The 11,727-nt window shown below is 63.6% G+C and carries 19 protein-coding genes; all 19 read left to right on the top strand.

The window, feature by feature from the left end:
• The first annotated feature begins 125 nt into the window (after window positions 1-125).
• The 19 genes from rpsL to rpsN all read left to right on the top strand — a co-directional run bounded on the left by rpsL (window position 126) and on the right by rpsN (window position 11,660).
• On the top strand, window positions 126-500 hold the full coding sequence (gene rpsL, locus ACYVBS_RS01640; RefSeq protein WP_036140069.1) for a 30S ribosomal protein S12: 375 nt from the start codon (window positions 126-128) through the stop codon (window positions 498-500).
• Between the two features lie 69 nt (window positions 501-569).
• The gene (gene rpsG / locus ACYVBS_RS01635) at window positions 570-1,037 is read left to right on the top strand and encodes a 30S ribosomal protein S7 (RefSeq protein WP_460821360.1); all 468 of its coding nucleotides are present in this window, start codon (window positions 570-572) and stop codon (window positions 1,035-1,037) included.
• 147 nt (window positions 1,038-1,184) lie between these two features.
• Window positions 1,185-3,308, top strand: coding sequence for an elongation factor G (fusA, locus tag ACYVBS_RS01630; protein ID WP_460821359.1), 2,124 nt, complete (start codon window positions 1,185-1,187; stop codon window positions 3,306-3,308).
• A 68-nt stretch (window positions 3,309-3,376) separates the two neighbouring features.
• A complete protein-coding gene (tuf, locus tag ACYVBS_RS01625; protein ID WP_460821358.1) occupies window positions 3,377-4,567 on the top strand; it encodes an elongation factor Tu in 1,191 nt (396 codons plus the stop codon).
• Between the two features lie 509 nt (window positions 4,568-5,076).
• Window positions 5,077-5,388, top strand: a complete 312-nt coding sequence (gene rpsJ / locus ACYVBS_RS01620) for a 30S ribosomal protein S10 (protein WP_036137876.1) — start codon at window positions 5,077-5,079, stop codon at window positions 5,386-5,388.
• Between the two features lie 10 nt (window positions 5,389-5,398).
• On the top strand, window positions 5,399-6,052 hold the full coding sequence (gene rplC / locus ACYVBS_RS01615; RefSeq protein WP_460821357.1) for a 50S ribosomal protein L3: 654 nt from the start codon (window positions 5,399-5,401) through the stop codon (window positions 6,050-6,052).
• Window positions 6,053-6,065: 13 nt separating this feature from the next.
• Complete coding sequence (rplD, locus tag ACYVBS_RS01610; RefSeq protein ID WP_460821356.1) at window positions 6,066-6,671, top strand: 50S ribosomal protein L4; 606 nt, start codon at window positions 6,066-6,068, stop codon at window positions 6,669-6,671.
• Complete coding sequence (rplW, locus tag ACYVBS_RS01605; RefSeq protein ID WP_460821355.1) at window positions 6,668-6,964, top strand: 50S ribosomal protein L23; 297 nt, start codon at window positions 6,668-6,670, stop codon at window positions 6,962-6,964. The genes rplD and rplW overlap by 4 nt, the downstream gene beginning before the upstream one ends.
• A 12-nt stretch (window positions 6,965-6,976) precedes the next feature.
• A complete protein-coding gene (gene rplB, locus ACYVBS_RS01600; protein WP_036137867.1) occupies window positions 6,977-7,804 on the top strand; it encodes a 50S ribosomal protein L2 in 828 nt (275 codons plus the stop codon).
• Window positions 7,805-7,810: 6 nt separating this feature from the next.
• Window positions 7,811-8,077, top strand: coding sequence for a 30S ribosomal protein S19 (gene rpsS, locus ACYVBS_RS01595; RefSeq protein WP_144815861.1), 267 nt, complete (start codon window positions 7,811-7,813; stop codon window positions 8,075-8,077).
• Window positions 8,078-8,087: 10 nt separating this feature from the next.
• The gene (gene rplV / locus ACYVBS_RS01590) at window positions 8,088-8,423 is read left to right on the top strand and encodes a 50S ribosomal protein L22 (protein ID WP_036137913.1); all 336 of its coding nucleotides are present in this window, start codon (window positions 8,088-8,090) and stop codon (window positions 8,421-8,423) included.
• 14 nt (window positions 8,424-8,437) lie between these two features.
• A complete protein-coding gene (gene rpsC, locus ACYVBS_RS01585; protein WP_460821354.1) occupies window positions 8,438-9,184 on the top strand; it encodes a 30S ribosomal protein S3 in 747 nt (248 codons plus the stop codon).
• A 6-nt stretch (window positions 9,185-9,190) separates the two neighbouring features.
• A complete protein-coding gene (rplP, locus tag ACYVBS_RS01580; RefSeq protein WP_460821353.1) occupies window positions 9,191-9,604 on the top strand; it encodes a 50S ribosomal protein L16 in 414 nt (137 codons plus the stop codon).
• The gene (gene rpmC, locus ACYVBS_RS01575) at window positions 9,604-9,789 is read left to right on the top strand and encodes a 50S ribosomal protein L29 (protein WP_036137857.1); all 186 of its coding nucleotides are present in this window, start codon (window positions 9,604-9,606) and stop codon (window positions 9,787-9,789) included. The genes rplP and rpmC overlap by 1 nt, the downstream gene beginning before the upstream one ends.
• A gap of 10 nt (window positions 9,790-9,799) precedes the next feature.
• Window positions 9,800-10,069: a 30S ribosomal protein S17 gene (gene rpsQ, locus ACYVBS_RS01570; RefSeq protein ID WP_036137854.1), complete on the top strand. Its 270-nt coding sequence runs from the start codon at window positions 9,800-9,802 to the stop codon at window positions 10,067-10,069.
• A gap of 14 nt (window positions 10,070-10,083) precedes the next feature.
• On the top strand, window positions 10,084-10,452 hold the full coding sequence (gene rplN, locus ACYVBS_RS01565) for a 50S ribosomal protein L14 (protein ID WP_036137852.1): 369 nt from the start codon (window positions 10,084-10,086) through the stop codon (window positions 10,450-10,452).
• Between the two features lie 15 nt (window positions 10,453-10,467).
• Complete coding sequence (gene rplX, locus ACYVBS_RS01560; RefSeq protein WP_036137850.1) at window positions 10,468-10,782, top strand: 50S ribosomal protein L24; 315 nt, start codon at window positions 10,468-10,470, stop codon at window positions 10,780-10,782.
• A gap of 11 nt (window positions 10,783-10,793) precedes the next feature.
• Window positions 10,794-11,336, top strand: a complete 543-nt coding sequence (rplE, locus tag ACYVBS_RS01555; RefSeq protein WP_144815870.1) for a 50S ribosomal protein L5 — start codon at window positions 10,794-10,796, stop codon at window positions 11,334-11,336.
• A gap of 18 nt (window positions 11,337-11,354) precedes the next feature.
• Window positions 11,355-11,660, top strand: coding sequence for a 30S ribosomal protein S14 (gene rpsN / locus ACYVBS_RS01550; RefSeq protein WP_460821352.1), 306 nt, complete (start codon window positions 11,355-11,357; stop codon window positions 11,658-11,660).
• Window positions 11,661-11,727: the final 67 nt, after the last annotated feature.

The following is an 11,727-nucleotide window of genomic DNA, read 5'->3' as shown; positions in this document are numbered from 1 at the left end:
AGTCCGCGTTGACCGCAGGGTCTGACGCGGGCTATACTTTTTCGTCTCGGTTGGCCGAATGTACCCGGCTGGCCGTTCGTTTTTCCCGCGGAGGCCGTCCCGGCCCCTCACCACAAGAGCTCCAGATGGCGACTATCAATCAGCTGGTGCGCAAGCCGCGCAACCCTGAAACCTACAAGAGCGCTTCCCCGGCGCTGGCGAACTGCCCGCAGCGTCGTGGCGTTTGCACCCGCGTCTACACCACCACCCCGAAGAAGCCGAACTCGGCGATGCGCAAGGTGGCCAAGGTGCGCCTGACCAACGGTTACGAAGTCATTTCGTACATCGGCGGCGAAGGTCACAACCTGCAGGAGCACTCGGTGGTGCTGATCCGCGGCGGTCGTGTGAAGGACCTGCCGGGCGTGCGCTACCACACCGTTCGCGGCTCGCTCGATGCCGCCGGTGTCGCCAAGCGTCGCCAGCGTCGCTCCAAGTACGGCGCCAAGCGTCCGAAGTCCTAAGCGACCGCTCACACAGCGCGGTCCGCTTCGGCGGGCTGCCCGATCAAGATTTGACGAAAGGTACGCAACATGTCGCGTAAAGGCTCCACCCCCCAGCGTTCGGTCCTGCCCGATCCCAAGCACGGCAGCGAGACGATCGCGCGCTTCATCAACATGGTCATGCAGAGCGGCAAGAAGTCGATCGCTGAAAAGATCGTCTACGGCGCCATGGACGTGATCGGCGAGAAGAACCCGAACGCCCTCGAGCTGGTCGAGAAGGCCCTGGGCAACGTCGCCCCGGCCGTCGAGGTCAAGTCCCGCCGCGTCGGCGGCGCGACCTACCAGGTCCCGGTCGAAGTGCGTTCGTCGCGCCGCATGGCGCTGGCGATGCGCTGGCTGATCGAGTCGGCCCGCAAGCGTGGCGAGAACAGCATGCCGCGCAAGCTGGCTGCTGAACTGATGGATGCCTCGGAAAACCGTGGCGGCGCGATCAAGAAGCGCGAAGAAACCCACCGCATGGCAGACGCGAACAAGGCGTTCGCGCACTACCGCTGGTGATGGACCGCCCCGCCGCCGGCTAAGCCGGGCGGGGCGCCCACGGCGCAGAAGCGCTGACGCGGCGGCTTTCGCCGCCACGCGAACCGGAGGCCGCCCCCGAGGCGGCGTCCGGCCATCTGGAAATCACAAAACTTACGAGAGGGTCCCGTGGCTCGCACCACTCCCATCGAGCGTTACCGCAACTTCGGCATCATGGCCCACATCGATGCCGGCAAGACCACCACGTCCGAGCGCATCCTGTTCTACACCGGCAAGAGCCACAAGATCGGTGAAGTGCATGATGGCGCCGCCACCATGGACTGGATGGAGCAGGAGCAGGAGCGTGGCATCACGATCCAGTCCGCTGCCACCACCGCGTTCTGGAAGGGCATGGACAAGTCCCTCCCGGAACACCGCTTCAACATCATCGACACCCCGGGCCACGTCGACTTCACCATCGAAGTCGAGCGTTCGCTTCGCGTGCTCGACGGCGCGGTGTTCGTGCTGTGTGCCGTGGGCGGCGTGCAGCCGCAGTCGGAGACCGTGTGGCGCCAGGCCAACAAGTACCACGTGCCGCGCATCGCGTTCGTCAACAAGATGGACCGCACCGGTGCCAATTTCTTCAAGGTCCGTGACCAGCTGAAGTCGCGCCTCGGCGCGGTGCCGGTGCCGATGCAGGTGCCGATCGGTGCCGAAGACGGCTTCGAAGGCGTGGTCGACCTGCTGAAGATGAAGGCGATCCATTGGGATACCGCCTCGCAGGGCATGAAGTTCGAGTACCGCGACATCCCGGCTGACCTGCAGGCGACTGCCGAGGAAGCACGCGCGTTCATGGTCGAGACGGCGGCTGAAGCCAACGAAGAGCTCATGGACAAGTACCTCGGCGGCGAAGAGCTGACCGAAGCGGAGATCGTGTCCGCGCTGCGCGAGCGCACGCTGAAGACCGAGATCGTGCCGATGTTCTGCGGCACCGCGTTCAAGAACAAGGGCGTGCAGGCCATGCTCGACGGCGTCATCCAGCTGCTGCCGTCGCCGGTGGACGTGCCGGACGTCAAGGGCGTCGACGTCGACGACGAGACCAAGGAGCTGTCCCGCAAGTCGGACGACAAGGCTCCGTTCTCTGCGCTGGCGTTCAAGATCATGACCGACCCGTTCGTGGGTTCGCTGACCTTCTTCCGTGTCTACTCCGGCACGCTGAACGCCGGTGACCAGGTGATGAACTCGGTGAAGGGCAAGAAGGAGCGCATCGGCCGCCTGTTGCAGATGCACTCCAACAACCGCGAAGAGATCAAGGAAGTGCTGGCCGGCGACATCGCTGCGGCCGTGGGCCTGAAGGACGTCACCACCGGTGACACCCTGTGCGCCCAGGACGCGCCGATCGTGCTCGAGCGCATGAGCTTCCCGGAGCCGGTGATCTCGATGGCCGTCGAGCCGAAGACCAAGTCGGACCAGGAGAAGATGGGTATCGCCCTCGGCCGTCTGGCCCAGGAAGATCCTTCCTTCCGCGTGCGCACCGACGAAGAGTCGGGTCAGACCATCATCGCCGGCATGGGCGAGCTGCACCTGGACATCATCGTTGATCGCATGAAGCGCGAGTTCAACGTTGAGGCCAACGTCGGCAAGCCGCAGGTGGCCTACCGCGAGACGATCCGCAAGTCGGACGTCAAGTCGGACTACAAGCACTCCAAGCAGTCCGGTGGTAAGGGTCAGTACGGTCACGTTGTGATCGAACTCTCGCCGATGACCGAGGCCGACAAGGCGAACCCGGATGTCGAGAACGATTTCCTGTTCGTCAACGACATCACCGGCGGTGTGATTCCGAAGGAATTCATCCCGGCGATCGAAAAGGGCCTGCGCGAGACCATCACCAGCGGTCCGCTGGCTGGCTTCCCGGTGGTGGGCGTGAAGTGCAAGCTGACCTTCGGTTCGTACCACGACGTCGACTCGTCGGAAATGGCGTTCAAGCTGGCCGCCTCGATGGCGTTCAAGCAGGGCTTCGCGAAGGCGGATCCGGTGCTGCTCGAGCCGATGATGAAGGTCGAGATCGTCACCCCCGAGGACTACGTCGGTGACGTCATGGGCGACGTGAGCCGTCGTCGCGGCCTGCTCCAGGGTCAGGACGACAGCCCGTCGGGCAAGATCATCAACGCGATGGTCCCGCTGGGTGAGATGTTCGGCTACGCGACCTCGCTGCGTTCGATGTCGCAGGGTCGCGCGACGTTCTCGATGGAATTCGACCATTACGCCGAAGCGCCGACCAACATCGCCGAAGCGGTCATCAAGAAGGGCTGATGCCGGGCCGGCTGATGCCGGCCTGGTTTCACCAGAATCAACAGTTTCCAATTTAGAGGTATAGGACAATGGCAAAGGGTAAGTTTGAGCGCACCAAGCCGCACGTGAACGTTGGCACCATCGGTCACGTTGACCACGGCAAGACCACGCTGACCGCGGCGCTGACCAAGGTGGGCGCGGAGCGTTTCGGCGGTGAGTTCAAGGCGTACGACGCGATCGACGCGGCGCCGGAAGAGAAGGCGCGCGGCATCACGATCTCGACGGCGCACGTCGAGTACGAAAGCCCGACCCGTCACTACGCGCACGTGGACTGCCCGGGTCACGCCGACTACGTGAAGAACATGATCACCGGTGCCGCCCAGATGGACGGCGCGATCCTGGTGTGCTCGGCCGCTGACGGCCCGATGCCGCAGACCCGCGAGCACATCCTGCTGTCGCGTCAGGTCGGCGTGCCGTACATCGTCGTGTACCTGAACAAGGCCGACATGGTCGACGACGCCGAGCTGCTCGAGCTGGTCGAGATGGAAGTGCGCGAGCTGCTGAGCAAGTACGACTTCCCGGGCGACGACACCCCGATCATCCACGGTTCGGCCCGTCTGGCGCTGGAAGGTGACCAGTCGGAGATCGGCGTGCCGTCGATCCTGAAGCTGGTGGAGGCGCTGGACACGTTCATTCCGGAGCCGCAGCGTGACGTCGACAAGCCGTTCCTGATGCCGGTGGAAGACGTGTTCTCGATCTCGGGCCGCGGCACCGTGGTGACCGGCCGTATCGAGCGCGGCATCATCAAGGTCGGTGACGAAATCGAAATCGTCGGTATCCGTCCGACCCAGAAGACGACCGTCACCGGCGTCGAGATGTTCCGCAAGCTGCTGGACCAGGGCCAGGCAGGCGACAACGCCGGTCTGCTGCTGCGCGGCACCAAGCGTGACGACGTGGAGCGTGGCCAGGTGCTGGCCAAGCCGGGTTCGATCACCCCGCACACGACCTTCGAAGCCGAAGTGTACGTGCTGTCGAAGGACGAAGGCGGCCGTCACACCCCGTTCTTCAAGGGCTACCGTCCGCAGTTCTACTTCCGCACCACCGACATCACCGGTGCGGTCGAGCTGCCGGAAGGCGTGGAGATGGTGATGCCGGGTGACAACATCAAGATGGTCGTCACCCTGATCAACCCGGTGGCAATGGACGAAGGCCTGCGCTTCGCGATCCGCGAAGGCGGCCGCACCGTCGGCGCCGGCGTCGTCGCCAAGATCCTCAAGTAAGACCTGTTAACACGACAGCGTTGCTGTCGAGTTAACTCCCGCCGTTGATCCGGCCCTCGCGGGCCGGATAACGCCGGGGAGGACGTGGGGAGGCATTGGCGGTGTCAGCCGCCAATGCTGAACCGGTCGGGGCATTTCCGTAGGTCCATTCCAGCCATGCTTGCACTGGCTGTGGATATCCGGTTAGAATGCACGACCACTGCGGCAACTCGTCCATTCGAGGGGTCGCAACCAGCGAAATGAGGAGCAGGACGCGCCTCGTATTCGCCAGACAGGGATATGTCGCACGGCGTGCTCCGTACGTTCCGGGCCTTCGGGCAACCAAGGAACGCTAAACGGGGCCTTTCGTGCGTTCTGCTCAGTCTGGGCGGGTCGGGAAACCGATCTGCCTTTGTTTTTCCAGGCAAGGAGGCTCCGGGGCGAGGGTGTAGCCCCGGGGTGTTTGCGTTTTCATGGGGTTCGGCACACCCGGAGGCCGGCCCGTCGCTCTTTAACGAAGGAATACCGTCATGGCGGACCAAAAGATCCGAATTCGGCTGAAGGCGTACGATCATCGTCTGATCGATCGCTCGGCCAGCGAGATCGTTGAGACGGCCAAGCGTACCGGTGCCCAGGTCAAGGGCCCGATCCCGCTGCCGACCAAGATCGAGCGTTACACCATTCTCGTTTCGCCGCACGCCGACAAGGACGCGCGCGACCAGTACGAGACCCGCACGCACAAGCGCGTGCTCGACATCGTCGACCCCAACGACAAGACCGTGGACGCGCTGATGAAGCTCGAACTCGCGGCTGGCGTTGACGTCCAGATCAAGCTGACCTGAGGCCACCACCATGACCGCGAAGAAGTATTCGTTGGGCATCGTCGGTCGCAAGGCCGGCATGAGCCGCCTCTTCACCGAGGATGGCAAGTCGGTTCCCGTGACCCTGATCGAGGCCACTCCGAACCGCATCACCCAGATCAAGACCCAGGACACCGACGGCTACAGCGCCGTGCAGGTCACCGTGGGCGCCAAGCGCGCTGCGCTGGTCAACAAGCCGGCCGCCGGTCACCTCGCCAAGGCGAAGGTCGAAGCCGGTCGTGGCCTGTGGGAGTTCCGCGTTGCCGACGACCTGATCGATGGCTTCGAAGTCGGCGGCGAGATCAAGGCCGACATCTTCGAAGTTGGCCAGACCGTCGACGTGCAGGGCGTGACCAAGGGTAAGGGCTTCCAGGGCACCATCAAGCGCTGGAACTTCACCATGGGCGACGCCACCCACGGTAACTCGCTGTCGCATCGCGCGCCGGGTTCTATTGGTCAGCGTCAGACCCCGGGTCGCGTGTTCCCGGGCAAGAAGATGGCCGGTCACATGGGCGCCGTGCAGCAGAGCACCCAGGGCCTGGAAGTGGTCAAGGTCGACGCCGAGCGCGGCCTGATCGCCGTCAAGGGCGCGGTGCCGGGCGCTCCGGGTGGCGACGTGATCGTCCGTCCGACGAGCAAGGCATAAGGAGACGATGACGATGGAACTCGCCATCAATAACAGCAGCAAGACCGTCTCGGTCTCCGACGAGATCTTCGGTCGCGAATTCAGCGAAGACCTGGTCCACCAGGTGGTCGTTGCCTACCGCAACGCCGGTCGCGCCGGTACCAAGGCGCAGAAGACCCGTGCGGAAGTCAACGGCACGACCAAGAAGTCGAAGAAGCAGAAGGGCGGCGGTGCGCGTCATGGCGCACTGACGGCTCCGATCTTCGTCGGCGGCGGCGTGACCTTCGCGGCCAAGCCGCGCAGCTTCGCGCAGAAGGTCAACCGCAAGATGTATCGCGCCGCGATCGCCGCGATCCTGTCCGAGCTCAACCGCCAGGGCCGCATCATGGTCGTCGAGAACTTCGAGCTTGATGCTCCGAAGACCTCGGGCCTGGTTGCCAAGCTCAAGGGTCTGGAAGTCGGCCAGCGTCCGCTGATCGTCACCGAAGACGCCACCGAGAACCTGTACCTCTCGGCGCGCAACCTGCCGTACGTCCAAGTGCGTGACGTCCAGGGCCTGGATCCGGTCTCCCTCGTGGGTGCGGATACGGTCGTGGTCACCGCCGACGCGGTGAAGAAGATCGAGGAGTGGCTGGCATGAACGACGCCAAGCTCTATAACGTCATCCGTGCGCCGCGCGTGTCCGAAAAGACCGCCCGCGTTCAGGAAGTTTCCAACCAATACGTCTTCGAAGTCGCGACGGACGCTACCAAGGCCGACATCAAGGTCGCCGTGGAAAAGCTGTTCGACGTCAAGGTCGAGTCGGTGAACGTCGTCAACGTGAAGGGCAAGACCAAGTCCTTCAAGTTCCGCGAAGGCCGCCGCAACGACTGGCGCAAGGCGTACGTGAAGCTGGCCGAAGGCCAGTCGATCGACGTGATGGCCAAGGCCTGAGGATAGATACCCATGGCATTGATGACTTTCAAGCCCACTTCGCCCGGCCGCCGCAGCGCGGTCCGCGTCGTGACGCCGGACCTGCACAAGGGTGCGCCGCACGCGCCGCTCCTTGAAAAGCAGAACAAGACCGGTGGCCGCAACAACTACGGCCGCATCACCACCCGTCACATCGGTGGTGGCAGCAAGCAGCACTACCGCATCATCGACTTCAAGCGCGACAAGGTCGGTATCCCCGCTCGCGTCGAGCGCGTCGAGTACGACCCGAACCGCACCGCGCACATCGCGCTGCTGTGCTACGTGGACGGCGAGCGCCGCTATATCATCTCGCCGAAGGGCCTGAAGGCCGGCGACCAGGTGATCGCGGGCCGTGACGCCCCCATCCGCACCGGCAACACCCTGCCGCTGAGCAACATCCCGGTCGGCACCACGGTGCATTGCGTCGAGATGAAGCCGGGCAAGGGCGCCCAGCTGGCCCGCGCCGCTGGCGCTGGCGTCTACCTGGTCGCGCGTGAGCACGGTTACGCCACCCTGCGTCTTCGCTCCGGCGAAATGCGCAAGGTGCCGGTCGAGTGCTGCGCCACCATCGGCGAAGTCGGTAACGACGAGCACAGCCTTGAGAAGCTGGGCAAGGCCGGTGCCAAGCGCTGGCGCGGCGTCAAGCCGACCGTCCGCGGTGCGGCCATGAACCCGGTCGACCACCCGCACGGCGGTGGTGAGGCCAAGGCTGGCCAGGGTAACCCGCATCCGGTCACCCCGTGGGGCGTGCCGACCAAGGGTTACAAGACCCGCAAGAACAAGCGCACCCAGCAGTTCATCGTGCGCGATCGTAGGAGCTAATCGGCCATGGCACGTTCACTCAAGAAGGGCCCGTTCATCGATCACCACCTCGCCAAGAAGGTGGAGACCGCGGGCAACAACAAGAAGCCGATCAAGACCTGGTCGCGTCGTTCGACGATCCTCCCCGAGATGATCGGTTTCACGATTGCCGTGCACAACGGCAAGAACCACATCCCCGTGCTTGTCAACGAGAACATGGTTGGCCACAAGCTCGGCGAGTTCGCCCTGACCCGTACCTTCAAGGGTCACGGCGGCGACAAGAAGTCGAAGTAAGGAGATGACCATGGAAGCGAAAGCAATCCTGCGCACCGCGCGCATCTCCCCGCAGAAGGCCCGCCTGGTCGCCGACCAGGTCCGTGGCCTGTCGGCTGAACGCGCCGTCAACCTGCTGAAGTTCTCGGACAAGAAGGCTGCCCACATGATCCGCAAGGTCGTGGAGTCCGCCATCGCGAACGCCGAGAACAACCAGGGCGCCGACATCGACGAGCTCAAGGTCAAGACCATCATGGTGGACGAGGGTCCGACGCTGAAGCGCTTCATGGCGCGTGCGAAGGGCCGCGGCACCCGCATCCTCAAGCGCACCAGCCACATCACTGTGGTCGTGGGCGCGGGCAAGTAAGGCGGAGTCAGACAATGGGTCATAAAGTACATCCGACTGGCATCCGCCTGGGCATCGCCAAGGACTGGAATTCCAAGTGGTTTGCCAACAAGAAGCAGTACGCCGAGTTCCTGGCCGCTGACCTGAAGGTCCGCGAAATGCTGCGCAAGAAGCTGGCGCAGGCTGGCATCTCGAAGATCTTCATCGAGCGTCCGGCCAACAACGCCCGCGTCACGATCCACACCGCCCGCCCGGGCGTGGTGATCGGCAAGCGTGGCGAGGACATCGAGAAGCTGCGCAAGGAAGTCTCTGACGTGATGGGCGTTCCGGCGCACATCAACGTCACCGAGGTCCGCAAGCCGGAGCTCGACGCGCAGCTGGTCGCCGAGTCGATCGCGCAGCAGCTGGAGCGCCGCATCATGTTCCGTCGCGCCATGAAGCGCGCTGTCGGCAACGCGATGCGCCTGGGCGCCCTGGGCATCAAGGTCAACGTCGCTGGCCGCCTCAACGGTGCGGAAATCGCCCGTTCGGAGTGGTACCGCGAAGGCCGCGTGCCGCTGCACACCCTGCGTGCCGACATCGACTATGGCTTCGCTGAAGCCAAGACGACCTACGGCATCATCGGTATCAAGACGTGGGTCTACCGCGGTGAAATCTTTGATTTCTCCCAGGTTGGCCAGGAAAAGCAGGACGACGCCGCTCCGCGCGCTGAGCGTGGCGAACGCGGTGACCGTCGTGATCGCAACGACCGTCCGGCCCGCCCGGCCCGCGAAGCGAGGTAACCCAACATGTTGCAACCCAAGCGAACCAAGTACCGCAAGGTACACAAGGGCCGCAACGAAGGCCTGAGCTGGAGCGGTAACGCTGTCAGCTTCGGCGAGTTCGGTCTGAAGGCAACGGCGCACGGTCAGCTGACCGCGCGCCAGATCGAGGCCGCGCGTCGTTCCATCAGCCGTTACGTCAAGCGTGGCGGCAAGATGTGGATCCGCGTGTTCCCCGACAAGCCGATCACCAAGAAGCCGATCGAAGTCCGAATGGGCTCCGGTAAGGGCGGCGTCGAGTACTGGGTGGCCCAGATCCAGCCCGGTCGCATGATCTATGAGATCGAGGGCGTCAGCGAGGAAGTGGCACGTGAGGCGTTCCGCCTGGCCGCTGCCAAGCTGTCGGTGACCACCACTTTCGTTACCCGTACGGTGCGCTAATGGAACTCAAGCAATTGCGCGAAAAGTCGGCTGACGAGCTGAAGTCCCACCTGCTGGACCTCCAGAAGGAGCAGTTCGCCCTGCGCATGCAGAAGGCGACCGGCCAGCTCGCCAAGACCCACGACGTCCGCCGCGTGCGCCGCGAGATCGCTCGCGTGAACATGCTGCTGGGCGACAAGAAGTAAGGACCTTGCAATGACCGACAACAATACAGAGAAGGCGATTCGCACGGTTGAAGGCCGGGTCGTCAGCAACAAGATGGACAAGACCGTCACCGTGCTCGTGGAGCGCCAGGTCAAGCACGCGCTGTACGGCAAGTACATCCGTCGCTCGACCAAGCTCCACGCCCATGATGCCGACAACGCCTGCAAGGAAGGCGATGTCGTGCGCGTGAAGGAGATTGCGCCGATGTCCAAGACCAAGAACTGGAGCGTGGTTGAGATCGTCAGCCGCGCCGCCGAGTAAGAGGAGAGCTAACCATGATCCAGATGCAAAGCTACCTCGATGTCGCTGACAACTCGGGTGCCAAGGAAGTGATGTGCATCAAGGTGCTCGGCGGTTCCAAGCGCCGTTACGCCGCGATTGGCGACATCATCAAGGTCACCGTGAAGGACGCGATCCCGCGCGGCAAGGTCAAGAAGGGCGACGTCTACGACGCCGTCGTGGTGCGCACCCGCAAGGGCGTGCGCCGTCCGGACGGTTCGCTGATCCGCTTCGATGGCAACGCTGCCGTGCTCCTGAACAACAAGCAGGAACCGATCGGTACCCGTATCTTCGGGCCTGTGACCCGCGAGCTGCGTTCCGAGAAGTTCATGAAGATCGTCTCGCTGGCGCCTGAAGTGCTCTGAGCGGAGGAATAGAAAATGAACCGTATCCGCAAGGGCGACCAGGTCGTCGTCATCTCCGGCAAGGACAAGGGCAAGAAGGGTGATGTGGTGCGCGTGGCCGGCGACAAGGTCGTCGTGTCCAACATCAACATCATCAAGCGCCATACCAAGCCGAATCCGCAGGCTGGCCAGCCGGGCGGCGTGGTCGAGCGCGAAGCGCCGATCCACATTTCCAACGTGATGCTCTTCAACCCGGCCACTGGCAAGGGTGAGCGCGTCGGTTTCAAGGTGCTGGAGGATGGACGCAAACTGCGTGTGTTCCGCTCCAGCGGTGAGGCGGTTGACGCCTGAGGAATGCATAAATGACCACCCGGCTTGAAAAGTTCTACCAGGAAGAAGTGGTTCCGCAGCTGACGAAGAAGTTCGGCTACAAGAACCCGATGGAAGTGCCGCGCCTCGTCAAGGTCACGCTGAACATGGGCGTGGGCGAAGCAGCGACCAACAAGAAGGTGCTTGAAAACGCCGTCGCCGACATGACCAAGATCTCGGGTCAGAAGCCGATCGTGACCAAGACCCGCGTCTCGGTCGCGTCGTTCAAGATCCGTGACGGTTGGCCGATCGGCTGCAAGGTGACCCTGCGTCGCGCCAAGATGTTCGAGTTCCTCGACCGCCTGATCAACATCTCGCTGCCGCGCGTCCGCGACTTCCGCGGCGTGTCGGGTCGCGCGTTTGACGGCCGTGGCAACTACAACATGGGCGTCAAGGAGCAGATCATCTTCCCGGAAATCGACTTCGACGCCGTCGACGCGGTCCGCGGTATGGACATCGCGATCACCACGACTGCGAAGACCGATGCCGAGGCCAAGGCGCTGCTCGAAGCCTTCCGTTTCCCGTTCCGCAACTGATACTCGAGGACTGACACAATGGCCAAGACCTCCATGGTCAACCGCGAGATCAAGCGGGCCAAGCTTGCCAAGCAGCACGGCGAGAAGCGTGAAGCGCTGAAGAAGATCATCGCCAGCCCGACCGCTTCGTACGAAGAGAAGATGGACGCCGCGACCAAGCTGCAGAAGCTGCCGCGCGACTCCTCGCCCTGCCGCCAGACCACCCGTTGCGCCCTGACCGGTCGCCCGCGTGCGGTCTACAGCAAGTTCGGCCTGGGCCGCAACAAGCTGCGCGAAGCCACCATGCGTGGCGACGTGCCGGGCCTGCGCAAGGCCAGCTGGTAAACCCCAGCCGGTTCTTGTACTATTACGAGTTCCCCGCCTCCGGGCGGGGAACTCGTTGTTACAACTG

This window comes from Lysobacter olei (assembly GCF_054777355.1).
Note: the sequence above shows the minus strand (reverse complement) of the source record. Positions and strands in the feature narration are given on the sequence as shown.